The sequence below is a fragment of the Alcaligenes sp. RM2 genome (genome assembly GCF_052931795.1).
In genome coordinates this window covers 46684-71406 of sequence record NZ_JBRFIO010000004.1, presented here as the reverse complement: position 1 = coordinate 71406, position 24723 = coordinate 46684, and the positions used below count along the sequence as shown (strand labels likewise).

Genomic DNA, 24723 nt, shown 5'->3' with positions numbered 1-24723 from the left:
GCTCTCGCGCTGCAGGTTCGTGTTGTAGCTGCGGGAGTTTTCTGGCTAGACCTGTGTCTTAACTTCGGCCTCTCGATTAAGTCCCAGGTTTTAAGCTAGGCGTTAAAGGTGCTGCTGTTGTTTCTTCAAAGTATCTGTCGTCTCAAGTAAATCCTGTTCTATCTGGGTAGCTGTCTTTTTGCGCATAGGACACTTTTTTCTTGTAGCCAAGGTAGTCGGATTACATAATCGACACCTTATATTCTCCGCAGGCCAGCGGAAATTTCCTTATCGCCACACCGTAGAACGGTGGATGTGGTCCTCGGGCAGTATTTCTTTTTATTGCTCTGTTATCCACAATTTTGCTGCCTGCTTGGGCTGCTTTTATCCACCTGTTGTGAGGTACTGGCTTAGATAGCCCCTTTTAGGGGATTTAAGAGTGATAAGCGCGCCTTTTATGGCTTCGCTCCCTAGGGATTTCTGGCTGAAGAAAATCTTTGCAAGCGCTGCCTGTGCTTCCCAAGGTGGCCTGGGGATAAAAAAGCGTCCCTTTCTCCACAAAGTTATCCACAGTGGTATTTACGCAAAAAACTGTGTTCCACGTGGAACAGATATTGGTTCCATGTGTTTCACGTGGAACATACTCCGCTGGTAATCGTATAATTGATTTTTATTTTTTAGCTGTTCTGACATGATTTATCCCGAAGAGTTTGACGTTATTGTCATAGGCGGCGGACATGCTGGTACCGAAGCGGCTTTAGCGGCAGCTCGAACCGGCGTGTCTACCTTATTGTTAACCCATAATATGGATACCTTGGGGCAGATGTCCTGCAACCCTTCTATTGGGGGGATTGGGAAGGGGCATTTGGTCAAGGAAGTGGATGCGCTGGGCGGGGCAATGGCGTTGGCTACCGACCACGCCGGTATTCAATTCCGTACTCTGAATAGCTCCAAAGGCCCGGCCGTGCGCGCCACTCGTGCTCAGGCGGACCGCTCTTTGTACCGCAAGGCTATTCGCGAGGTTCTACAAAACCAAGCCAACCTGATGGTGTTCCAGCAATCAGTCGAAGACTTGATTGTGGAAGGAGATCGGGTTGTGGGTGCTGTGACCAAGATCGGCTTGGAATTCAAAGCCAAATCTGTGGTTCTGACAGCAGGAACTTTTTTGAATGGTCTGGTCCATGTAGGCCTGAATAATTATTCTGCGGGCCGGGCAGGGGATCCGCCGTCCATCAGCTTGGCGCATCGTTTGCGGGAACTGCAGTTACCGCAAGGGCGGTTGAAGACAGGAACCCCTCCGCGCATTGATGCCAACACCATCGATTTCTCCCGCCTGGAAGTCCAACCTGGCGACAGCGATCCGATTCCGGTGTTCTCTTATATGGGCGATGTTTCCATGCATCCTCAACAGATGCCGTGCTGGATTACGCATACCAACGAGCGTACCCACGACATCATCCGTTCCGGGCTGGATCGCTCGCCCATGTATAGCGACCAGGGCACTATCGAGGGCATTGGTCCGCGTTACTGCCCGTCTATTGAAGACAAGATTCATCGCTTTGCGGACAAGAGCAGCCATCAAGTGTTTTTGGAGCCTGAAGGTTTGAGCACGACCGAGATCTACCCTAATGGTGTCTCGACCAGCTTGCCTTTCGATATCCAGTTGGCTATGGTGCGCAGCCTGCCTGGTTTGGAAAATGCCCGCATCATGCGTCCAGGTTACGCGATTGAATACGATTATTTCGACCCTCGATCCCTGTACCCCACGCTGGAGACCAAACAGATTCGTGGCTTGTTCTTTGCCGGTCAGATCAATGGCACGACAGGTTATGAAGAAGCCGCCGCTCAGGGCTTGTTGGCCGGGGTGAACGCAGCGCGTTTGGCACAAGAGAAAGAGCAGTGGTATCCACGTCGCAACGAAGCCTATCTGGGTGTGTTGGTAGACGATTTGATTACCCGTGGGGTGACCGAGCCTTACCGTATGTTCACGTCTCGTGCCGAATACCGTTTGAGTCTGCGGGAGGATAATGCCGACCAGCGATTGACTGAAATTGGCCGGGAGTTGGGCCTGGTGGATGATGCCCGTTGGGATCATTTCAATCGCAAACGCGATGCGGTTGCACGTGAAATTGAACGCTTGAAGGGCACTTGGGTGAACCCCCGCAATTTGCCTGCCGAACAAGCAAATGCACTGTTAGGTAAAAGTATCGAACGGGAGTACTCCTTCTTCGATTTGCTCAAACGTCCCGAAGTGGACTATGCCAAGTTGATGGCCGTGCTGAATGATCAAGGCATGCCTGTAGCAGGCCCAGGTCTGGAAGATCCGGTGCATGTTGAGCAGGTGGAAATTCAGGTGAAGTATGCGGGCTATGTGGCGCGTCAGCAGGATGAGGTGACTCGTCAGGCAGCACTGGAAGAGCAAGCCATTCCAGAGGACCTGGATTACGACGACATCAAGGGATTGTCGATTGAGGTGCGCCAACGCTTGAAGGCTGCCAAGCCTTTAACCATTGGCCAGGCCGGGCGTGTTCAAGGTGTGACACCTGCGGCGGTTTCTTTATTGTTGGTACACCTGAAGCGCAAGCAAAAGAACAAACAAACGGCATGAGCGATATTTTTTCAAAACGCCTGAATCAGGCCCTGCTGGATTTGGGTCTGGATCAGGACCCTGTCCTGGTACGCAAGCTACTGGATTATATAAATCAGTTGCAGCGTTGGAACCGTACCTATAATCTGACCGCCCTGCGTGACCCAGATCAAATGCTGGTGCAACACATTTTTGATAGCCTGTCGATTGTCCGTCCTTTTCAGAACTATCTGGCCGGCAACAATACACAGACACAAGAATCGGTAAAGATTGTAGATGTAGGTTCAGGGGCAGGTTTGCCGGGAGTTGTTTTGGCAGCATCATGTTCCACGTGGAACATTAGCTGTATTGATGCTGTCGAGAAAAAAATGGCATTTGTTCGACAAATGGTTGGTGCTTTGGCCTTGCCCAATTTGTCGGCGATGCATGTGCGTGTAGAGCAGCTGGAACCCATGCAGGCAGATATTGTGGTTTCCCGAGCTTTTTCTTCGCTGCTTGATTTCGTAAATTTGGCAGGCAGGCATGTTCGTCCAGGTGGACGCATTGCGGCTATGAAGGGTAAAGAACCTGATCAAGAAATAGCGGCATTGCAATCTGAAAGTAACTGGCGGGTCGAACGAATAGAATCATTAACCGTACCGGAGCTAGAGGCACAGCGTTGTCTAGTGTGGTTGGTGCAGCAAGGATAATCATGAGTAAAAAAGACGATAAATCTCCCCGTGCCTATGTGTTTTGTATTGCGAACCAAAAGGGCGGGGTTGGCAAGACGACCACAGCAATTAATTTGGCAGCTGCTCTTGCTGTGCTGAAGAAAAAGGTTTTATTGATTGACCTGGATCCTCAGGGCAATGCCACCATGGGTAGTGGTATTGATAAAAACAGCCTGTCTGGTAATTTGTACCAAGTGCTGATTGGCGACGAAAGCATTGCTAACGTAAAGATACATTCAGAAACAGGTGGCTATGACGTCTTGCCTTCCAATAGGGAGCTGTCGGGCGCAGAAATCGACCTGATCCAGATGCAAGAGCGTGAGCAACAACTTAAACAGGCTCTGGCTCAGGTGTTGGACGATTACGATTTTGTGCTGATCGACTGCCCGCCTACCTTGTCCTTACTGACGTTAAATGGTTTGGCCAGTGCTCACGGGGTCATCATCCCCATGCAGTGCGAGTACTTTGCGCTGGAAGGGCTGTCGGATCTGGTCAACACGGTTAAACGGGTCTATCGCAATATCAACCCGGATTTGGAGTTGATTGGTTTGCTGCGGGTGATGTTTGATGGCCGCGTAACTTTGCAGCAGCAAGTCTCCAATCAGATCGAGACACACTTTGGCGATAAGGTGTTCAAGACGGTGGTGCCACGTAACGTACGTTTGGCTGAAGCGCCAAGCCACGGTATGCCAGGTATTGTGTATGACAAGAACTCCCGGGGTGCCAAGGCCTATATGGACTTTGGTAAAGAGCTGATCAAGCGCTTGAAGAAAGAATCCCGCAGCGACAAGGCATAAGGCACACAAGAATCAATAGGAATGTAAGCATGGCTACACGAAAACCAAAAGGTCTAGGTCGAGGCTTGGATGCCTTGCTCGGCGCAGACGCAGGCGCTATCGCAACCATCGGGAAAAAGGGCGAAGCGACGGTGAGCGATGGCCCACCTTCCAACCTGCCCGTCAAACTGCTCAAGGCTGGGGTGTATCAGCCGCGTACTCGCATGGACGAGGGCGCCTTGAACGAGCTGGCCGAGTCCATTCGCGCACAAGGCGTGATGCAGCCTATTCTGGTGCGTCCTCTGTCTGGTAAGGACAAGGGCAAATACGAAATCATCGCCGGTGAACGTCGTTTCCGTGCGTCGCAAATTGCTGGTCTGGAAGAAGTGCCCGTTCTGGTGCGCGAGGTAGGCGACGAGAACGCCGCCATCATGGCACTGATCGAGAACATCCAGCGTGAAGATCTGAATCCGCTGGAAGAGGCGCAAGGTGTGAAGCGTTTACTGGACGAGTTCGGTCTGACTCATGAGCAGGCGGCTCAGGCGATTGGCCGCTCGCGTTCGACTACCAGCAACCTGCTGCGTCTGATCAACCTGGCAGAGCCTGTGCAGATCATGCTGCTGGCCGGCGACATCGATATGGGTCACGCTCGTGCCTTGCTGGCTGTGGACGCTGCCCGTCAGATCATGTTGGCCAACGAGGTGATTGCCCGCCGTCTGTCGGTGCGTGAAACCGAGAAGCTGGTCGCCCGTGCTTTGCACGAGGATGACGAGCCTGCCAGCAAGCAGGCCCAGAGCAAGGCGAACCGCAATGGCGACGTACAGCGCTTTGAAAAGGTGCTGTCTGACCACCTGGGTACCAAGGTGACCTTGAAGGTCGGTGCCAAGGACAAGGGCCAGTTGCAGATTGCTTTCCATGGCTGGGAGCATTTGAATGCTTTGCTGGAAAAGCAGGGGCTGTCGTCTTTGTTGGAGCAAACGGACGATTAAGTCAGGCCCGCGCCACGCTGAAAGCGATGCAGTTGATGTAGAAAGCCGACCTGAGGTCGGCTTTTTCTTTGCCATGCCCCGTGTTCTGCTACTGAGCAGTATTTGGCTGAAAAAAAAGAAGCAGTTGGTGGGAGCTGAACTGGAACAACTTCTGGAATGATGGATTGCTCCTTCCTAAGTAAAGTTCATCAGCAATCCAAGCTTCTTTCTGGAGGTAGTTCATGGCTGCATGGTGCTTGTGCCCCGGCCAGTGGAAAACAGCAAGAGGAACTCCAAGCAAGTCAGGGAACAGAGCAGGGAAGACGTCCGAGAGCCGGATTAAAAGTGAAAAATCCGGTTTCGTATCTTTTGCTTACAAAAATAAGCGCTGAAAACAGAAAAAAATCTATGTGTTTACCCGTATTTCACCGTGATTTCCCAGTTTTGAAAGCATTCAAAAGCGGCATGTCTGACGCCTGAAAACAGTGACAAAACCAGTAAGAAAAGCACCCAAAATCCAGTTTTTTTAAAAAATTCATCGAATTATTCAGTTTTATTCCCAAAAGGCTTGACGACCTCTTAAAACATGTCCATAATTCGATTTTCGCTTCGGGTGGGATGTCCGAGTGGTTAAAGGAGGCAGACTGTAAATCTGTTGGCCCTGCGCCTACGTTGGTTCGAATCCAACTCCCACCACCAGCACTTTTCTAGAGTCAGCCAGCAAGGCGACTTTAGGAGAGGGTGAAGAAAAGTCTGCGGGTGTAGCTCAATGGTAGAGCAGAAGCCTTCCAAGCTTAAGACGAGGGTTCGATCCCCTTCACCCGCTCCAGGTAAAAATCTTTAGCCACTCTCGGCTGAAGTTGAATGCCCATGTGGCTCAGTGGTAGAGCACTCCCTTGGTAAGGGAGAGGTCACGCGTTCGATCCGCGTCATGGGCACCACATCTCTCTTCTCTATATCGTTCTATCCCTTCAGGAGTCTGCCATGGCTAAAGGCAAGTTTGAACGGACTAAACCGCACGTCAACGTCGGTACTATCGGTCACGTTGACCACGGTAAAACCACTCTGACCGCTGCAATCTGCACGGTTCTGTCCAAGGCATACGGCGGCGAAGCGCGCGATTACTCGCAGATCGACAACGCCCCTGAAGAAAAAGCACGTGGTATCACCATCAGCACGTCGCACGTTGAGTACGAAACGCCTAACCGTCACTACGCTCACGTTGACTGCCCCGGCCACGCTGACTACGTCAAGAACATGATTACCGGTGCTGCCCAGATGGACGGCGCTATTCTGGTTTGCTCGGCTGCTGACGGCCCAATGCCCCAGACTCGCGAGCACATCCTGCTGAGCCGTCAGGTTGGCGTTCCTTACATCATCGTGTTCCTGAACAAGGCCGACATGGTTGATGACGAAGAGCTGATCGAACTGGTTGAAATGGAAGTTCGTGAACTGTTGTCCAAGTACGACTTCCCTGGCGACGACACCCCGATCATCAAGGGTTCGGCCAAACTGGCTCTGGAAGGCGACGAAGGCCCACTGGGCAGCCAAGCCGTTCTGGCTTTGGCCGAAGCGCTGGACAGCTACATTCCTACGCCTGAGCGTGCCGTTGACGGTACGTTCCTGATGCCTGTTGAAGACGTGTTCTCGATCTCCGGCCGTGGTACGGTTGTGACCGGTCGTATTGAGCGCGGCATCATCAAGGTCGGCGAAGAAATCGAAATCGTGGGTATCAAAGACACGGTCAAGACCATTTGTACCGGCGTTGAAATGTTCCGCAAACTGCTGGACCAGGGCGAAGCTGGCGATAACGTCGGTCTGCTGCTGCGTGGTACCAAGCGTGAAGACGTGGAACGTGGTCAGGTTCTGGCCAAGCCAGGCTCGATCAAGCCACACACGGACTTCGATGCCGAGGTGTACATTCTGTCCAAAGAAGAAGGTGGTCGTCACACTCCTTTCTTCAAGGGCTACCGTCCTCAGTTCTACTTCCGTACGACTGACGTGACCGGCACCATCGAGCTGCCAGAAGACAAGGAAATGGTTCTGCCAGGCGACAACATTTCGATGAAAGTGTCCCTGATCGCTCCTATCGCCATGGAAGAAGGTCTGCGCTTCGCTATTCGCGAAGGCGGCCGTACCGTTGGCGCTGGCGTGGTTGCAAAAATCATCAAGTAAAAAAAGAGTAGTAATTTTGGGCGAAAGAGGTTAATATCCTCTTTTGCCTAAAAGCCAAACGTAGCAAAGTAGCGCGCTACGGTTTGTCAAGGTATAGGGGTATAGCTCAATTGGCAGAGCGTCGGTCTCCAAAACCGAAGGTTGAGGGTTCGATTCCTTCTGCCCCTGCCACCACAGTCACTCGCCACCACCTCGCGTGGCGTCACTCGTCGGAATATGTCGAATACCAACGTAGAAACCGTTAACCGAGGTTCCGAGCGCATCAAGCTGGGCCTAGCGGTCCTAGTCGTCGCCGCCGGTATTGTTGGCTATTCCGTTCTGGATGGCCAAAATTCACTGGTTCGCGCTGGGGTATTTGTTGCCAGCTTAATCGTCGCCGTATTGATCATCTGGTTTAGCGATACAGGCCGCCGCCTGGTCGCTTTTTCTCGTGATGCCTACACGGAAGTGCGTCGCGTTCACTGGCCATCCCGTAAAGAAGCAACGCAAATGACGGGTATCGTCTTTGTGTTTGTTGCCGTTATGGCCATCTTGTTGTGGCTGATTGACAAAGGGCTCGGCTGGATCATTTATGGCCTGTTGCTGGGCTGGAAATAAAGGGCACACATGAGCAAACGCTGGTATGTGGTTCACGTTTATTCCGGCATGGAAAAAAGCGTGCACAAGGCTCTGGTGGAGCGCATTGAACGCGCTGATCTCCAAGAAGCGTTTGGTCGCATTCTGGTTCCATCGGAAGAAGTCGTTGAAGTAAAGAACGGCAAGAAATCAATTACAGAGCGACGTATTTACCCTGGTTACGTTCTGGTCGAGATGGCCTTGACCGACGAAACCTGGCACTTGGTAAAAAGTACGCCGCGAGTCACCGGCTTTTTGGGCGGTTCCGGTAACCGTCCCGCTCCCATCTCCGAGCGCGAAGTGGAAAAAATCCTGTCGCAAATGGAAGAGGGCGTTGAGAAGCCACGGCACAAAGTGCTGTTCGAGGTTGGCGAACTGGTACGCGTCAAGGACGGTCCGTTTGCAGACTTTAACGGTAACGTCGAAGAAGTTAACTACGAGAAAAACAAGGTTCGTGTCACCGTTACTATTTTCGGTCGCGCCACCCCCGTTGAACTCGATTTCGATCAAGTCGAAAAGACCTGATTAATTACAACCCCCGGGAAGCCTGTCGCATCATGTGCCAGGCGTCATCACCCGCAAGGAGCTAAGCATGGCGAAGAAAATCGTCGGCTTTATCAAGCTGCAAGTCCCAGCTGGTAAGGCAAACCCATCCCCTCCAATCGGTCCAGCGCTGGGTCAGCGCGGTCTGAACATCATGGAATTCTGCAAGGCGTTCAACGCCCAGACACAGGGTCTGGAACCCGGTCTGCCAATTCCTGTGGTGATCACCGCTTTTGCTGACAAGAGCTTCACGTTCATCATGAAGACTCCTCCAGCAACCATCCTGATCAAAAAGGCTGCTGGTATCAAATCCGGTTCTGCACGTCCTAACGTGGATAAAGTCGGTACGCTGACCCGCGCTCAGGCTGAAGAAATCGCCAAGACCAAACAACCCGACCTGACCGCTGCCGATCTGGACGCCGCTGTGCGTACCATCGCTGGTAGCGCTCGCAGCATGGGCATCAACGTTGAAGGGGTGGTGTAAGTCATGGCTAAAGTAAGCAAACGCGCAGCCGCTATTGCTGCCAAGATCGACCGCAACAAGTTCTACCCTGTGGCCGAAGCTCTGGCCCTGGTGAAAGATACTGCCACTGCCAAGTTCGACGAATCCATCGATATCGCTGTTCAGCTGGGCATCGATCCTCGTAAGTCCGACCAACTGGTCCGTGGTTCCGTGGTTCTGCCTGCTGGTACCGGTAAAACCGTGCGTGTTGCCGTTTTCGCCCAAGGCGAAAAAGCCGACGCCGCTCGTGAAGCGGGTGCTGACATCGTGGGCCTGGACGACCTGGCTGAGCAAATCAAGGCCGGTCAAATGGACTTTGACGTTGTGATCGCTTCGCCTGACACCATGCGTGTTGTCGGTACCCTGGGTCAGGTTCTGGGTCCTCGTGGCCTGATGCCAAACCCCAAGGTTGGTACTGTGACTCCTGACGTTGCTACGGCTGTTAAGAACGCCAAGGCTGGTCAAGTTCAATACCGTACTGACAAGGCCGGTATCATTCACAGCACCATTGGTCGCGCTTCGTTCAACGTTGAACAGCTGCAGACCAACCTGGTTGCCCTGGTTGACGCCTTGAACAAGGCTCGTCCAGCCGCTGCCAAGGGTGTTTACCTGCGCAAGGTTGCCGTGTCCTCCACCATGGGTGGCGGTGCACGTGTTGAAATTGCATCTCTGACTGTTTAATCAACAGTTAGAAAAAAAGAACTTTGGGCTGTGATCCTGTTTACAGGGTCACTGCTGTCAAAGACCGTTGGAGCAGTTGGCTGACTTGTCATCTCACTGCTTAATCGGGGCAGAACGTCCCATCCAACGTAGACGGCGCCCGTGGAAGAATTCGTTATAGAACTCGTCCAGGTGCGCCGCATTCGGTTGATGTTGGGAAGCCTTCCCGACATCGTTTGAAGGAGTGTTCAACCGTGAGTCTCAATCGTGAAGAGAAAGCGGTAGTCATCGAAGAAGTCACTGCCGAACTGGCAAAGGCCCAATCGATCATTATCGCCGAGTACCGTGGTCTGGACGTCGCTTCTGCTACCGTATTGCGCAAAAAAGCGCGTGAGTCTGGCGTCTACCTGCGTGTGTTGAAAAACACCCTGGTTCGTCGTTCGTTGGCAGGTACCTCGTTTGACGGTATCTCCAGCCAGCTCGTGGGTCCTCTGATGTACGCCATCAGTGAAGATCCCGTTGCTGCGGCGAAAGTCGTTGCAGATTTTGCCAAGACCAATGACAAATTGGTCATCATGGGCGGTGCGCTGCCCAATAGCGTTCTGAATGCTGATGGTGTTAAGGCTCTGGCCACAATGCCCTCGCGCGAAGAATTGCTGGCGAAACTGCTGGGCACCATGCAAGCACCTATCGCTACTTTTGTGCGTACGCTTAACGAAGTTCCCACCAAGTTTGTTCGCGGCCTGGCGGCTGTGCGCGATCAGAAAGAAGCTGCGTAAGCAGTTTTCCTTCAGGAAACTTCGTCGTTGCGAACGACAACCAAACCTGGCATTTACCTAATATCTGGAGTTCTTAAAAATGGCTACTAAAGCTGAAATCCTTGACGCCATCGGCGCAATGTCCGTGCTCGAACTGTCCGAGCTGATCAAAGAAATGGAAGAAAAATTCGGTGTGTCGGCTGCTGCCGCCGCTGTTGCTGTTGCAGCTCCTGCTGCTGGTGGCGCTGCTGCTGCCGCTGAAGAGCAAACCGAGTTCACCGTGTTCCTGGCTGACGTTGGCGCAAACAAAGTTAGCGTCATTAAAGTCGTGCGCGAAATCACCGGTCTGGGCCTGAAAGAAGCCAAAGACCTGGTTGACGGTGCTCCTAAGGCTGTTAAAGAAGGCTTGTCCAAAGCTGATGCTGAAGACGCTCAGAAGAAGCTGGAAGAAGCTGGCGCCAAGATCGAGCTCAAGTAAGAGTATCGATAGATGCCCGGGAATGCGTTTCAAGCCTTCCCGGGCTTTTGCGTTTCCAGAAAACCCATGATTTTTAATTAGTATTGTAGAAAGTCGGGTTTTTTAGAGTCGTAAACCAGGGCCGTGGTTGACGGTCCGTGTAACCCTTGAGTCGGAGTGCTCATGCCTTATTCGTACACCGAAAAAAAGCGCATACGCAAGAGCTTCGCCAAACGTGAAGACGTACAGCAGGTTCCTTACCTGTTGGCTACCCAGCTGCATTCTTTCAGAACCTTCTTGCAGAAGGACACGCTGCCTTCTCAGCGTAAGGTTGAAGGCTTGCAGGAAGCTTTCAGTTCCATATTTCCAATAGTAAGCCATAACCAAATGGCGCGGCTAGAGTTCGTGAGCTATACGCTCGGCGAGCCGGTGTTCGACGTCAAAGAGTGTCAACTTCGTGGTTTGACCTATGCTTCCCCCTTGCGGGCGAAGGTTCGTCTGGTCCTCATGGACCGCGAGGTGAGCAAGCCTACCGTCAAGGAAGTAAAAGAGCAAGAAGTCTACATGGGCGAAATGCCCCTGATGACTGATAACGGCTCTTTTGTGATCAACGGTACCGAACGAGTCATCGTTTCCCAGCTGCACCGTTCCCCCGGCGTGTTCTTTGAACACGACCGCGGTAAAACGCACAGCTCGGGCAAGTTGCTGTTCTCGGCTCGCGTGATTCCTTACCGTGGTTCCTGGCTGGACTTCGAGTTCGATCCCAAGGACATTCTGTTCTTCCGTATCGACCGTCGTCGCAAGATGCCTGTGACTATCTTGCTGAAGGCCATTGGCCTGACGCCAGAACAGATCCTGGCCCACTTCTTCGAGTTCGATCACATCGAACTGCACCAGGAAGGTGGCAAGCTGCAATTCGTTCCAGAACACTGGAAGGGCGAGGTTGCCCGTTTCGACATTACCGACCGTGATGGTCGCGTACTGGTTGAAAAGGACAAGCGTATCAATGCCAAGCATTTGCGCGACCTGCAAGCAGCCAAGATCGAATACATTTCCATCCCGGAAGATTTCCTTCTGGGTCGTGTGCTGGCCAAGAACATCATCAACGCCGAAACCGGCGAGGTGATTGCCAACGCCAACGACGAAATTACCGAATCCATTCTGGCTGAAATGCGCGCAGCCAATGTGCGTGATTTCGAGACCCTGTACGTCAACGAACTGGATCAGGGCGGCTTTATCTCCCTGACCCTGCGCACGGACGAAACAGCGGATTCCAATGCTGCCCGCATCGCGATCTATCGCATGATGCGTCCCGGCGAGCCACCAACCGAAGAAGCGGTTGAGGCTTTGTTCAACCGTCTGTTCTACAGCGAAGAGTCCTACGACTTGTCGCGCGTGGGTCGCATGAAGGTGAACAGCCGTCTGGGCCGTGGTGACAGCATTGAAGGTCCCATGACCCTGACCGACGAAGACATTCTGGACACCATTCAGGTGCTGGTGAATCTGCGTAACGGCCGCGGTCAGATCGACGATATCGATCACCTGGGTAACCGTCGTGTTCGTTGCGTGGGCGAATTGGCTGAAAACCAGTTCCGCGCCGGTCTGGTGCGTGTGGAACGTGCCGTCAAGGAACGTCTGGGCCAGGCCGAGACCGAAAACCTGATGCCGCACGATCTGATCAACTCCAAGCCCATCTCTGCGGCTGTCAAGGAGTTCTTCGGTTCCAGCCAGCTGTCGCAATTTATGGACCAAACCAACCCGCTGTCCGAGATCACGCACAAGCGTCGTGTTTCGGCACTGGGCCCTGGTGGTCTGACTCGTGAACGTGCGGGCTTTGAGGTGCGCGACGTGCATCCAACCCACTACGGTCGCGTGTGCCCGATTGAAACGCCTGAAGGTCCAAACATTGGTCTGATCAACTCCATGGCGCTGTACGCTCGTCTGAACGAGTACGGTTTCCTGGAAACGCCTTACCGCAAGATTGTTGACGGCAAGGTCAGTGAACAGATCGATTACCTGTCGGCTATTGAAGAAAGCAATTACGTCATCGCTCAGGCTAACGCCGAGTTGACCGAAGACGGTGCCTTTGCTGACGATCTGGTTGCCTGCCGTGAAGCTGGCGAAACCATGATGACTGCGCCAGAGAACATCCATTACATGGACGTTGCTCCTTCGCAGATCGTGTCTGTGGCTGCTTCGCTGATTCCGTTCCTGGAGCACGATGACGCCAACCGAGCACTGATGGGCGCCAACATGCAGCGTCAGGCAGTTCCGTGCCTGCGCCCTGAGAAGCCTTTGGTCGGTACCGGTATCGAACGTACTGTTGCTGTTGACTCGGGTACCACCGTACAGGCCCGTCGTGGCGGTGTGGTTGTAGACGTTGACGCACAGCGCGTGGTTATTCGCGTACACGATGACGAGAACGTGGCTGGCGAGGTCGGTGTAGATATCTACAACATGACCAAGTACACCCGTTCCAACCAGAACACCAACATCAACCAGCGTCCTATCGTCAAACGTGGCGATATCGTGGCTCGTGGTGACGTGCTGGCTGACGGCGCATCGACTGACCTGGGCGAATTGGCTCTGGGTCAGAACATGCTGATCGCCTTCATGCCCTGGAACGGCTACAACTTCGAGGACTCGATTCTGATCTCCGAGAAGGTCGTGGCTGACGATCGCTACACGTCGGTTCACATCGAAGAGTTGACGGTTGTTGCCCGTGACACGAAGCTGGGACCTGAGGATATCACCCGCGATATCAGCAACCTGTCCGAAATTCAGCTGAACCGTCTGGACGATTCCGGCATTGTGTACATCGGTGCCGAAGTGCGTGCCGACGACGTGCTGGTCGGTAAAGTGACACCCAAGGGTGAAACTCAGCTGACTCCGGAAGAAAAGCTGCTGCGCGCCATTTTTGGTGAAAAAGCCTCTGACGTTAAAGACACCTCCCTGCGCGTGCCTTCGGGCATGGTCGGTACGGTGATCGACGTTCAAGTCTTTACCCGTGAAGGTATCGAGCGTGACAAGCGTGCTCAGTCCATCATTGATGATGAACTGCGTCGCTACCGTCAGGACCTGAACGACCAGCTGCAAATCGTTGAAGACGACGCCTTTGACCGTGCCTTGAAGTTCCTGGTCGGCAAAACCGTCAACGGTGGTCCACGCAAGCTGCCCAAGGGCACCGAGCTGACCGCTGACTACCTGAACGATCTGGATCGCTGGCAGTGGTTCGACATTCGTCTGGCTGACGAGCAACACGCACTGGTGCTGGAGCACACCAAGGAATCCTTGGAGCAAAAGCGTCACCAGTTCGACTTGGCTTTTGAAGAAAAGCGCAAGAAGCTCACCCAAGGCGACGAGTTGCCTCCTGGCGTGCTGAAGATGGTCAAGGTTTACCTGGCTGTTAAGCGTCGTCTGCAGCCTGGTGACAAGATGGCTGGCCGTCACGGTAACAAGGGTGTGGTTTCCCGCATCGTTCCCGTGGAAGACATGCCGCACATGGCTGACGGTACCCCTGTGGACATCGTTCTGAACCCGCTGGGCGTGCCTTCGCGTATGAACGTGGGTCAGGTTCTGGAAGTTCACCTGGGTTGGGCTGCCAAGGGTATTGGCCACCGCATCAACGACATGATGCAAGAAGAAAAGAACGTGCAGGTTTCCGAACTGCGCGCGTTCCTGGACAAGGTCTACAACACTGCCGGCAAGAAGACTCGCATCAACGAGTTGACTGACGACGAAGTGATGAACATGGCCACCAACTTGCAGAAAGGTCTGCCATTGGCTACGCCAGTGTTCGACGGTGCAACCGAGCAGGAAATCGACCAGATGTTGCGTCTGGCCTACCCTGACGACATCGCCGAAAAACTGCAGCTGGCACCACACCGCACGCAGGTTCGCCTGTTTGACGGTCGTACCGGCGAAGCCTTTGAGCGTATGGTCACCGTAGGCTACATGCACTACCTGAAGCTGCATCACCTGGTCGATGACAAGATGCACGCTCGTTCGACAGGTCCGTACTCCCTGGTTACTCAGCAGCCGCTGGGTGGTAAGGCGCAGTTCGGTGGTCAGCGTTTCGGGGAGATGGAAGTCTGGGCGCTGGAAGCGTATGGCGCCGCCTACACCCTGCAGGAAATGCTCACGGTTAAATCCGACGACATCGCCGGCCGTACCAAGGTCTACGAGAATATTGTCAAGGGTGACCACGTGATCGACGCCGGTATGCCGGAGTCCTTTAACGTTCTGGTCAAGGAAATCCGTTCCTTGTCCCTGGACATGGATTTGGAGCGTAAATAATGAAAGCGCTACTCGATCTCTTTAAACAAGTCACTCAGGACGAGCAGTTCGATGCCATCAAGATCGGCATCGCCTCGCCCGAGAAAATCCGGTCCTGGTCTTTCGGTGAAGTCCGCAAGCCAGAGACCATCAACTATCGCACGTTCAAACCCGAGCGCGATGGTCTGTTCTGCGCCAAGATTTTTGGTCCCATCAAGGACTACGAATGTCTGTGCGGCAAGTACAAGCGCCTGAAGCACCGTGGCGTCATCTGCGAGAAGTGTGGCGTTGAAGTCACCGTCTCCAAGGTGCGTCGCGAGCGTATGGGTCACATTGAACTGGCCTGCCCGGTTGCTCACATCTGGTTCCTGAAGAGCCTGCCATCCCGTCTGGGCATGGTGCTGGACATGACACTGCGTGACATCGAGCGCGTGCTGTACTTTGAAGCATGGTGCGTAATCGAACCTGGCATGACCCCGCTCAAGCGCGGTCAGATCATGTCCGATGACGATTTCCTGGCCAAGACTGAAGAGTACGGTGACGACTTCCACGCCCTGATGGGCGCGGAAGCGGTGCGCGAACTGCTGCGTACGATCGACATCGATCGCGAAGTCGAGCGCCTGCGTGCCGAACTGAAAGCCACCGGCTCGGATGCCAAGATCAAGAAGATCTCCAAGCGTTTGAAAGTGCTGGAAGGCTTCCAGAAATCCGGCATCAAGCCAGACTGGATGATCATGGAAGTGCTGCCCGTGCTGCCACCGGACCTGCGTCCGCTGGTACCACTGGACGGCGGCCGCTTTGCGACTTCCGACCTGAACGATCTGTACCGCCGCGTTATCAACCGTAATAACCGTTTGAAGCGTCTGCTGGAACTGAAGGCACCGGACATCATCTTGCGCAACGAAAAACGTATGCTGCAAGAGTCCGTGGACTCCTTGCTGGATAACGGTCGTCGCGGTAAAGCCATGACCGGCGCCAACAAGCGTCAACTGAAGTCCCTGGCCGACATGATCAAGGGCAAGAGCGGTCGTTTCCGTCAGAACCTGCTGGGCAAGCGCGTGGACTACTCCGGTCGTTCCGTGATTGTGGTGGGTCCTCAGTTGAAGCTGCACCAGTGCGGTCTGCCCAAACTGATGGCGCTGGAACTGTTCAAGCCCTTCATCTTCAACCGTCTGGAATTGATGGGTCTGGCTACGACCATCAAGGCAGCCAAGAAGTTGGTGGAAAGCCAGGAACCGGTGGTGTGGGACATCCTCGAAGAGGTGATCCGCGAGCATCCCGTGATGCTGAACCGTGCGCCTACGCTGCACCGTTTGGGTATTCAGGCTTTTGAACCGGTCCTGATCGAAGGTAAAGCGATTCAGCTGCACCCTCTGGTGTGTGCCGCCTTTAACGCTGACTTTGACGGTGACCAGATGGCCGTTCACGTGCCGCTGTCGCTGGAAGCCCAGCTGGAAGCGCGCACTTTGATGCTGGCCTCCAACAACGTGCTGTTCCCCGCCAACGGCGAACCATCCATCGTTCCTTCCCAGGATATCGTGTTGGGTCTGTACTATGCGACCCGGGAACTGGTAAACGGCAAGGGCGAAGGCTTGTTCATGGCCGACGTGGCTGAAGTTCAGCGCGCTTACGACAACAAGGAAGTCGAGCTGCAAACTCGTCTGACCGTCCGTATCGAAGAATTCGAGAAGGGCGAAGACGGTGAGTGGGTCAAGACCATCAAGCGTTACGAAACGACTGCTGGCCGTGCCTTGCTGTCAGAAATTCTGCCCAAGGGCATGCCTTTCACCGCATTGAACCGTGCGTTGAAGAAGAAAGAAATTTCGCGTCTGATCAACCAGTCCTTCCGTCGCTGCGGCCTGCGTGCCACCGTGATTTTTGCCGACAAGTTGATGCAGTCCGGTTTCCGTCTGGCAACTCGTGGTGGTATTTCCATCGCCATGAATGACATGGTTGTGCCTGTCGTCAAGGAAAGCATCCTGGCTCAGGCTAGCAACGAAGTTAAAGAAATTGACAAGCAGTACTCCTCGGGTCTGGTGACCGCTCAGGAACGCTACAACAACGTAGTGGACATCTGGGGCAAAGCCGGTGACCGCGTGGGTAAGGCCATGATGGAACAGCTGGCTTCCGAGCCAGTGATCAACCGTTTTGGTGAAGAAGTACGTCAAGAGTCCTTCAACTCCATCTACATGATGGCGGACTCCGGTGCTCGTGGTTCGGCTGCACAGATTCGTCAGCTGGCTGGTATGCGTGGTCTGATGGCCAAGCCTGATGGCTCCATTATTGAAACGCCTATTACCGCGAACTTCCGTGAAGGTCTGAACGTACTGCAGTACTTTATTTCGACTCACGGTGCTCGTAAGGGTCTGGCCGACACGGCCTTGAAGACGGCTAACTCCGGTTACCTGACTCGTCGTCTAGTCGACGTGACTCAAGATCTGGTCATTACCGAAGACGATTGCGGTACCAAGGGCGGCTACACCATGAAAGCCATCCTGGATGGTGGTGAGGTTATCGAGCCCCTGCGCGATCTGATTCTGGGCCGTGTGGCCTCGACCGACATCGTCAACCCTGACAATCAGGAACTGGTTATCCCCGCCGGCACCTTGCTGAACGAGGACCTGGTCGACCTGATCGACAATCTGGGTATTGATGAAGTCAAGATCCGCACTCCGCTGACTTGCGAAACCCGTCACGGCTTGTGCGCAAGCTGCTACGGTCGCGATCTGGGCCGCGGTATGCTGGTTAACCGTGGTGAAGCCATCGGTGTTATCGCTGCTCAGTCCATCGGTGAACCGGGTACCCAGCTGACCATGCGTACGTTCCACATTGGTGGTGCGGCTTCGCGTGCAGCGCTGGCAAGCTCGGTGGAAACCAAGACGGCTGGTACGGTCGGTTTTGAAATTGGTCTGCGTTATGTGACCAACGCCAAGGGCGAACGCGTTGCGATCTCCCGTTCCGGTGAAATCGTTATTTTTGACGACAACCGTCGTGAACGTGAACGCCACAAAGTGCCTTACGGTGCCACCATTACGGTGGGCGATGGTGAAGCCATCAAGGCTGGCCAGCGTCTGGCAAGCTGGGATCCGCTGACCCGTCCTATCGTGTCCGAGTACACCGGTACCGTTCGCTTCGAGAACATCGAAGAAGGCGTGACCGTGGCTCGTCAGGTGGACGAAGTGACCGGTCTGTCGACTCTGGTTGTGATCACTCCCAAGACACGTGGTGGCAAGATCACCATGCGTCCTCAGATCAAGCTGCTGAACGAGCAAGGTCAGGAGATCAAGATCGCTGGTACCGATCACATGGTCAATATCTCCTTCCCGGTGGGCGCGTTGATTACCGTTCGCGACGGTCAGCAAGTGTCCGTGGGTGAGATTCTGGCGCGTATTCCCCAGGAATCGCAAAAGACTCGAGACATTACCGGTGGTCTGCCACGTGTGGCCGAACTGTTCGAAGCTCGTTCGCCCAAGGACGCCGGCCTGCTGGCCGAAGTTACGGGTACGGTTTCCTTCGGTAAGGACACCAAGGGCAAACAGCGTCTGGTCATTACCGACCTGGACGGCGTCAGCCACGAGTTCCTGATTCCGAAGGAAAAACAGGTTCTGGCTCACGACGGTCAAGTGGTGAACAAGGGCGAGATGATTGTGGACGGCCCAGCCGATCCGCACGACATCCTGCGCTTGAAGGGTATCGAGAAGCTGGCCAACTACATTGTTAACGAAGTGCAGGACGTTTACCGTCTGCAGGGTGTGAAGATCAACGACAAGCACATTGAAGTGATTGTTCGTCAGATGCTGCGCCGCGTGAACATTGTGGATGCCGGTGATACTAACTTCATCACGGGTGAACAGGTTGAACGCTCCGAACTGTTGAACGAGAACGATCGCGTTCTGGCCGAAAACGGTATTCCAGCTACGTACGAAAACGTGCTGCTGGGTATTACCAAGGCCTCGCTGTCGACCGACTCCTTCATCTCGGCGGCTTCCTTCCAGGAAACCACCCGCGTGTTGACTGAAGCGGCCATCATGGGCAAAACCGACGATCTGCGTGGTCTGAAAGAAAACGTGATCGTGGGTCGTCTGATTCCTGCTGGTACCGGTATGGCCTTCCATTCCGCCCGCAAGGAAAAAGAAGCCTTTGAAGTGGCAGAGCGCAAAGCAGCCCGTGAACTGGAAAACCCGTTTGCGTCGGCTCCTGAGCCTTCGGAAGACCCGGTCTTTGTGTCCGGCGCCTCCGAGCCCGAGCAGCAACCTGCAGCCCCAGAGGGCGATCAGGAATAAGCAAGACTTGGTGGTTCCCCACCCTGTTTATCCAGGGTGGGCCGCTACCTTCAGGTAGTCGGTTAAAACCAGATAGCTCGAGCTAAAAAAAATCCCCACATGGCCAGGCCACGTGGGGATTTTTTATGGCCGCCTGGCGGCTACAAGCGGATGCGCTTAGCTACCCAGCTTGATTTCGCCAGTCATGATGCTCCAGTGACCTGGGAAGGAGCAGAAGAATGCGTAGTCTTCGCCTTCTTTCAGCTTGGAGACGTCAAAGGTTACGGAGGTGCTTTCACCGCCGCCGATCACGTCAGTGTGAGCGATCACGCGCTCGTCACCGGCTTTAACGTAGTTGTTGTCCAGACCGGCTTTCATGCCATCGGTAGCAACAGCGCTTTCATCGGCTTTCTTCGAGATAACGACGTTGTGGCCCATGGCTGCTTTAGGCAGCTTGCCAGTATGTTTCAGGTTGATTGTGAATTCCTTGCATGTCTTGTCAACAACGATGCTCTTGGTGTTGAACTGCATGGAGTCATTGCCTTCGATGGTAACGTCGCAAGCAGCAAAAGCAGGCACGCTGGCCAATCCAAGAACGGCTGTGAAAGCGATTTTGGCAAACATTCTAGTAACTCCTTGAAAACTGACAAAAAAAGGAACGGGACACGGGGGTGTTGTTCCGGTCTTACAGCATAGACTGTAGCGCACTCAAGGTGCTTAACAAAACAAAGACCCGGACTATTTTACCGGCTTATATCGCCGCGTCCGAGACCGTAAATGATTTGTTTTCCCATCGTTTGATGTGGCTCTAACAGCCTCACTCTATCACCTTCAGAGAGCTTGACGGCGGTGCAGATCAGGTTTCACTTTTCGGAATGTTTAGTTTGTGACCAAGTGTTGAGCCACGTTGAAGAGGGCGGCAGCGGCGATCAGGCACAACAGCAGGCCACAGAGCTGTTCGATACGTGGCAAGTGCTTTTGTATACGCTGCTGCCAGAGCGGGTGCCCGATCAGAACGGTGATGAACAAGTCCCAGAGTAAAACAATTAAAAACATCCACAGACCCAGCAAGATATGCAGGCCCGTACCAGCGCGGCTACTGGCCAGTACAGAGGCCAGGCTGGCGTAAAACAAGGCGTTCTTGGGATTCAGCAGCCCCGAGAGCAGGCCAAGCAGAGCGTGATGCCACCAGCCGCCTGTAGAGGCTTCAGAGGCCTTGATCCATTGCCCAGTAGTGTGATGGGCCACCTGCAGGAATTTCACGCCCAAGTACAGTAAATACAGCCCTCCAGCGCCCTGTAGCAGCACAAAGAGAGGGCTGCCAGTGCTTATCCGGGCAAAGCCCGTTAGTGCCAGGCTGATGTACAGGCCATTGGCCAGGGCGACACCGGCACAGGCTCCGCTTGCGACCCAGCGTCCATGGGCCAGGGTGCTGCGGGCGATCAGGAAAAAATCGGGGCCGGGGGAGAGCAGGGCCAGGAAATGGGTGCTGGCGATCAGTAAGAACAAGGACACGGCGGTACGTCCAGAAGCAAAACTGCAGTGTGACCAGAAGCGTGGGTGCCGTATTGAATAAAAGTGCGCGCGCTTTAGCTGCGGTACTGGCCCGGAGTGACACCGGTGTAGTGCTTGAAGACACGCTGAAAATGACTTTGGTCGGCAAAGCCCAGGCGATAGGCAATATCAGCCAGTTCGTCGCCTTGGCGCAGGGCGTTTCGGGCCAGGTTGATACGTTGATTCAATTGCCAGCGCTGTGGAGTCAGGCCGGTATGGCGACGAAAGGCGCGAATCAGCTGGTAGCGGCTAAAACCGGTTTCTCGAGCAAGTTCTTGCAGGGGGATAGTGGCTAATTGGCCTTCAACCCAGCGATCCAGGGTTTTCTGCAAGATGGGGCTAGGTGGGGGAGCGGGTGCCAAAGGCTGGGATTGGGCTGAGCCGTGGTGCAGCAAAAAGTCGATCAGGGCTGCTTCTTTGCTCAGTAGAGGAGCGGCTGAAAACAAGAGCGAGTTCAAGTCACAGTAGGCTGCATAAAGCAGTGGCTCGTGACTAACGCGGATGGGCTCCTGGGCTTGAAGTCTGAACTCTGTACTTTCCTGCCAAAGTTGCTCCAGCCACCCCGCATCCAGATGCAGCATCTGATAGCTCCAGGACTGATCTGGCAACGGATTGCAGGCATGGCTGCGGTGCGCGGGGACAAAGACCACAGACCCAGGTGCAAGCTGGACCGGGCCGCCGGGTGCGCCCGTAAAGACGCTGCCACCGCCATCAACGGCGCCAATCGAGTAGGTGGGGTGGCTGTGCTCCTGATAGCAGATCCGGCTGTTGCAGGCACGTCGGCTTTCTACATAGGGCAGGGCGGCATCGCGCCAGAATTCAGTCTTCATCGGAGATAGCAATCGTGGCCAGGGAGACGATAAAGGTACAGCCTTGCTTACGCGTGCTGTCCAGGACAATATCCCCGCCGTGTTTGTTGATCACGGTTTTCACAAAGGCCAAACCTAGTCCGCTACCCGAAGGTGCACCTTCGGTATTTTCGTGGGCTCGATGATAAGGCTCAAAAATAGTCGCCTGATTTTCTGCCGGAATTCCCCAGCCCTGATCTTTGACGAATACCTGAACGCTGTTGTTGCCCAGCACAAGGTCTATATCAATCTGGTTGCCATCCGGTCCGTACTTGATGGCGTTTTGAATCAGGTTGGTAAAGGCGCGGCGCAGCATGGGCGCATTGCCGTTCACCCAGACCAGCTCCGAGTCGTTCAAGTTCAGGCTGATAGAGCGCTTGCTGGCGCTGGCCCAAGCGTCATCCAGACAGTCTGCCAACAGATCAAACAGGTTCAGCGGGCTCAGTACCATTTCCATGGCCTCGGCCCGTGCCAGACTAATGAAGTTGTCCACCAGTTCCAGCGTTTGTTCGGCATAACCTTCCATCTTGTGCAGAAACTGATCTGGCGGCAGCTTGCTGTCATCCTGACGTTGCAAGCTCGTTAGTGCCAGGATGGAGTTCTGGGGCGCCCGCATATCATGCGAAATGAAGCGCAAGGTCTCTTCACGCTTGGTCTGGGCCTGGCGCAACAGATTGATGGATTTATGTAGCTGGGTCAGACGATGAGGCAGATTACGTGTACTTAAGCCCGATAGGCGCTCGTTCAGAGCAGTTCTGACATCCGGGTATTCCAGCTGCAGCTTGTTCAGTTCTTCGGTCACCTGATTCAGGGCAGCTTCCTGACTGCGCCAGTGCCATAGCGGGTAGGCCAACAGAACAGTAATCAGGCTGGCCAGTGGCGGAATCCACAGATTGAAGCCATGCATGGCGATCCAGTTCACCAGCAGGATCGCAAAGACCAGCCCGATCAGGCTGAGCAAGGTGGCGCGTGGCGACAGATAGATCAGAACCTGACATGCCAGCAGGACTGGCAGGCAACTGGCCAGCGCAATGAACCAGGCCGGTGGGGTGCGCACCCAATGATTGCTGCGTACGGCTTGCAAGGTATTGGCCAGGATCTCCACGCCCGACATGCTGCTCATGCCGGCTTTGGACAAAGGGGTAGGAAAGGTATCGCCCAGTCCACTGCCCCAGGCTCCTACCAGCACATACTTATCCTTGAAGAAAGAGGGCGGAATATCACCGTTCAGGACATTGAAGTAAGGCACGGTCCGAAAGTGGCCGCTGCGGCCCAGAAAGGGAATGTGGGGAATGTCTTTCTGACTGGAGTCCAGAGCTTGCAGGGCCAGATCCACATCTCCGCCTGTCATCAACATGGCAATCGTGAAGTGCGGCAGCACACGGCCCAAGGGGGTAGTCTGCTGCAGGGCGACACGTCGCACTACCCCATCTGAATCAGGTTCGATATTGATGTAGCCCGACGCCTGGGCTGCCTGGCTGAGCACGGGAATGGCGGTATGCACGGCCTGCCGCTGAGTGTCATAGATCATTGGCAGCACAACGCGTCCGTGATGATGTATGGCCTCGGATAGAGTCAGGTCATCATCGGGGTAAGCCGGGTTGGGTTCCTGAAAAACCAGATCGATGCCGACAGCACGAGCCTGTTCGAGACGGCCTAGCAGTTGGGCATGGTTGATGCGTCGCCAAGGCCAAAAGCCCAGGTTGGCGATGCTGTAGTCGTCGATGGCGACAATGACAATATCCGGGGGCGCAGCCTGTGGAAGAGCGGCTGCCATGGTGAAGTCGTAAATCAGGTTGTTCAGCTTGCCCAGCGCGAAGTCGTCACGCAGGGAGCTGAACAATAAGGTCAGCAGCATCAGCAAGCCCGAAACCAGATGCCACTCTTTCCGAATCCGGTCAGAGAGTAGCTTGCTGTTTCTGGGGGCCGGGCTGCTCATGCCGTACGCCGTTTAGCTACTCGAACTGAGACAGCAGGATTGGATCGCCAAAATTGCTGACCACGGCTTGGCCATCCGAGCTGGTCAGGCTGGCTGCGCCTTCAAAGCTTTCGATCGTGTCCGGGCCCATCAGACCATGGCGGTCAATGGCACGAACGGTAACGTAGTACGTGCCAGGGCGCGAGGCACCGAACTGAATATCCGTATCTGTCGTAATGTTACGCGACAGCAGCTTGGCACCTTGCGGGTCGGTAGAGGTCTGGACCAGATAGGCCTGGGCACCGGGCACGACCTGAATCGTGCTGTTCCATTGGCCACCACGACGCTCGGGCGTGGAGATCTGCGGAGCGGGCAACAATGGCTCCAGCGCCATGATATTGCCATCTGTGCCTACAGCGGCCCCTTGATTCTGCTTCAGGGCGGTGGGGGTGCTGCGTTGCTGGGTTCCCAATTCAGCGCGGCCTTCCAGCACTTCGCTGTGAGCCACGCCTTGTTGAGTACGCACACGCAATTCGGTGCCACGGACACCGGTAATGCTGACAGGGGTGCGGACTTCAAAGCGACCTACGCCGGTTTTTTCCGGGGAAACGCGTGATTCCACGTCGCCATCGTCCAGAGCGATGATCGAGTCGGTCAGGCCGGTGCCTTCAAAGGCACGCATGCGGGCCACGCTCAAGGATGCCTGTGCGGGTACGCTCAGTTGGCTGCCGTCTTGCAACTCCAGCGTCAGGTAGCCATTGCTGCCTGTTCGGATCAGGTCGCCTTCTTGCAAATGAGTCGTTCCTGCACCCAGTGCTTGACCGTTCACAAGAATTTGGCCGGTCTGGTGAGTGATACGGGCGGGGGCGGGCACTTCCGGAATCATGCGAAATGGAATGTGCAGTTCTTTGCCGATAGGTAGACGGTAGGGATCGGCCACCGCGTTCAGTCGCTGAATTTCGGACCAGTTGCGGTCCTGGCGGGTATAGGTCTGGGAGATGCCCAGCAAGGTGTCACCGGCCAGCACTTTATAGACAAAATTTTCGCCGCGGGCGCCAGAAGGTTGGGCTGACACGACGCCACCCCAAATCAGGCCGCAAACGAGAGGCGCGGCGATACGCAAAGTAATCATAGAA

The 24723-nt window shown here is 54.6% G+C and carries 19 protein-coding genes and 4 tRNA genes; 18 read left to right on the top strand and 5 right to left on the bottom strand.

Annotated elements, in window-relative coordinates:
* Nucleotides 1-670 precede the first annotated feature (670 nt).
* The 18 genes from mnmG (at nt 671) to rpoC (ending at nt 19288) form a co-directional block, all read left to right on the top strand.
* Nucleotides 671-2587, top strand: coding sequence for a tRNA uridine-5-carboxymethylaminomethyl(34) synthesis enzyme MnmG (gene mnmG, locus ACU6HM_RS14120; protein ID WP_250756341.1), 1917 nt, complete (start codon nt 671-673; stop codon nt 2585-2587).
* Nucleotides 2584-3255: a 16S rRNA (guanine(527)-N(7))-methyltransferase RsmG gene (gene rsmG / locus ACU6HM_RS14115; RefSeq protein ID WP_137431130.1), complete on the top strand. Its 672-nt coding sequence runs from the start codon at nt 2584-2586 to the stop codon at nt 3253-3255. The genes mnmG and rsmG overlap by 4 nt, the downstream gene beginning before the upstream one ends.
* A 2-nt stretch (nt 3256-3257) precedes the next feature.
* Nucleotides 3258-4073 (top strand): ParA family protein, encoded by an 816-nt coding sequence (locus ACU6HM_RS14110; RefSeq protein ID WP_021447168.1) that lies wholly within the window; start codon nt 3258-3260, stop codon nt 4071-4073.
* Between the two features lie 29 nt (nt 4074-4102).
* Nucleotides 4103-5041 carry a ParB/RepB/Spo0J family partition protein gene (locus ACU6HM_RS14105; protein ID WP_009462421.1) on the top strand — a complete coding sequence of 313 codons (939 nt, stop codon included), beginning with the start codon at nt 4103-4105 and terminating at the stop codon, nt 5039-5041.
* Nucleotides 5042-5197: 156 nt separating this feature from the next.
* Entirely contained in the window at nt 5198-5500 is a 303-nt protein-coding gene (locus ACU6HM_RS14100) for a hypothetical protein (RefSeq protein WP_128831707.1), read from the top strand.
* A 132-nt stretch (nt 5501-5632) separates the two neighbouring features.
* Nucleotides 5633-5719 (top strand) — tRNA-Tyr (locus ACU6HM_RS14095).
* A 56-nt stretch (nt 5720-5775) separates the two neighbouring features.
* Nucleotides 5776-5849: transfer RNA gene (locus ACU6HM_RS14090), tRNA-Gly, on the top strand.
* A gap of 37 nt (nt 5850-5886) precedes the next feature.
* Nucleotides 5887-5961 (top strand) — tRNA-Thr (locus tag ACU6HM_RS14085).
* A gap of 43 nt (nt 5962-6004) precedes the next feature.
* Nucleotides 6005-7195: an elongation factor Tu gene (gene tuf / locus ACU6HM_RS14080; RefSeq protein ID WP_009462422.1), complete on the top strand. Its 1191-nt coding sequence runs from the start codon at nt 6005-6007 to the stop codon at nt 7193-7195.
* 95 nt (nt 7196-7290) lie between these two features.
* Nucleotides 7291-7366, top strand: a tRNA-Trp gene (locus ACU6HM_RS14075).
* Nucleotides 7367-7411: 45 nt separating this feature from the next.
* On the top strand, nt 7412-7792 hold the full coding sequence (secE, locus tag ACU6HM_RS14070; RefSeq protein ID WP_009464327.1) for a preprotein translocase subunit SecE: 381 nt from the start codon (nt 7412-7414) through the stop codon (nt 7790-7792).
* A gap of 9 nt (nt 7793-7801) precedes the next feature.
* Nucleotides 7802-8335, top strand: coding sequence for a transcription termination/antitermination protein NusG (nusG, locus tag ACU6HM_RS14065; RefSeq protein ID WP_009464325.1), 534 nt, complete (start codon nt 7802-7804; stop codon nt 8333-8335).
* 67 nt (nt 8336-8402) lie between these two features.
* The gene (gene rplK, locus ACU6HM_RS14060; protein WP_009464323.1) at nt 8403-8837 is read left to right on the top strand and encodes a 50S ribosomal protein L11; all 435 of its coding nucleotides are present in this window, start codon (nt 8403-8405) and stop codon (nt 8835-8837) included.
* 3 nt (nt 8838-8840) lie between these two features.
* Nucleotides 8841-9536 carry a 50S ribosomal protein L1 gene (gene rplA / locus ACU6HM_RS14055; protein ID WP_026484874.1) on the top strand — a complete coding sequence of 232 codons (696 nt, stop codon included), beginning with the start codon at nt 8841-8843 and terminating at the stop codon, nt 9534-9536.
* A 233-nt stretch (nt 9537-9769) separates the two neighbouring features.
* Complete coding sequence (rplJ, locus tag ACU6HM_RS14050; protein ID WP_009464320.1) at nt 9770-10294, top strand: 50S ribosomal protein L10; 525 nt, start codon at nt 9770-9772, stop codon at nt 10292-10294.
* A 79-nt stretch (nt 10295-10373) separates the two neighbouring features.
* Nucleotides 10374-10751 (top strand): 50S ribosomal protein L7/L12, encoded by a 378-nt coding sequence (gene rplL, locus ACU6HM_RS14045; RefSeq protein WP_003800851.1) that lies wholly within the window; start codon nt 10374-10376, stop codon nt 10749-10751.
* A 162-nt stretch (nt 10752-10913) separates the two neighbouring features.
* Entirely contained in the window at nt 10914-15026 is a 4113-nt protein-coding gene (rpoB, locus tag ACU6HM_RS14040; RefSeq protein ID WP_022983337.1) for a DNA-directed RNA polymerase subunit beta, read from the top strand.
* The gene (gene rpoC, locus ACU6HM_RS14035; protein ID WP_022983338.1) at nt 15026-19288 is read left to right on the top strand and encodes a DNA-directed RNA polymerase subunit beta'; all 4263 of its coding nucleotides are present in this window, start codon (nt 15026-15028) and stop codon (nt 19286-19288) included. Before rpoB ends, rpoC begins: the two co-directional genes overlap by 1 nt.
* Nucleotides 19289-19444: 156 nt before the next feature.
* Here the strand turns inward: rpoC and azu are convergent, their stop codons facing one another.
* The 5 genes from azu to ACU6HM_RS14010 all read right to left on the bottom strand — a co-directional run bounded on the left by azu (nt 19445) and on the right by ACU6HM_RS14010 (nt 24719).
* Nucleotides 19445-19891, bottom strand: a complete 447-nt coding sequence (gene azu / locus ACU6HM_RS14030) for an azurin (RefSeq protein WP_009464188.1) — start codon at nt 19889-19891, stop codon at nt 19445-19447.
* 255 nt (nt 19892-20146) lie between these two features.
* Nucleotides 20147-20782: a LysE family translocator gene (locus ACU6HM_RS14025; protein ID WP_250756338.1), complete on the bottom strand. Its 636-nt coding sequence runs from the start codon at nt 20780-20782 to the stop codon at nt 20147-20149.
* A 74-nt stretch (nt 20783-20856) separates the two neighbouring features.
* Complete coding sequence (locus ACU6HM_RS14020; protein ID WP_250756337.1) at nt 20857-21651, bottom strand: helix-turn-helix transcriptional regulator; 795 nt, start codon at nt 21649-21651, stop codon at nt 20857-20859.
* Nucleotides 21641-23608 (bottom strand): CHASE2 and HATPase_c domain-containing protein, encoded by a 1968-nt coding sequence (locus ACU6HM_RS14015; protein ID WP_250756336.1) that lies wholly within the window; start codon nt 23606-23608, stop codon nt 21641-21643. Before ACU6HM_RS14015 ends, ACU6HM_RS14020 begins: the two co-directional genes overlap by 11 nt.
* A 16-nt stretch (nt 23609-23624) precedes the next feature.
* Nucleotides 23625-24719: a FecR family protein gene (locus tag ACU6HM_RS14010; RefSeq protein ID WP_009464197.1), complete on the bottom strand. Its 1095-nt coding sequence runs from the start codon at nt 24717-24719 to the stop codon at nt 23625-23627.
* Nucleotides 24720-24723: the final 4 nt, after the last annotated feature.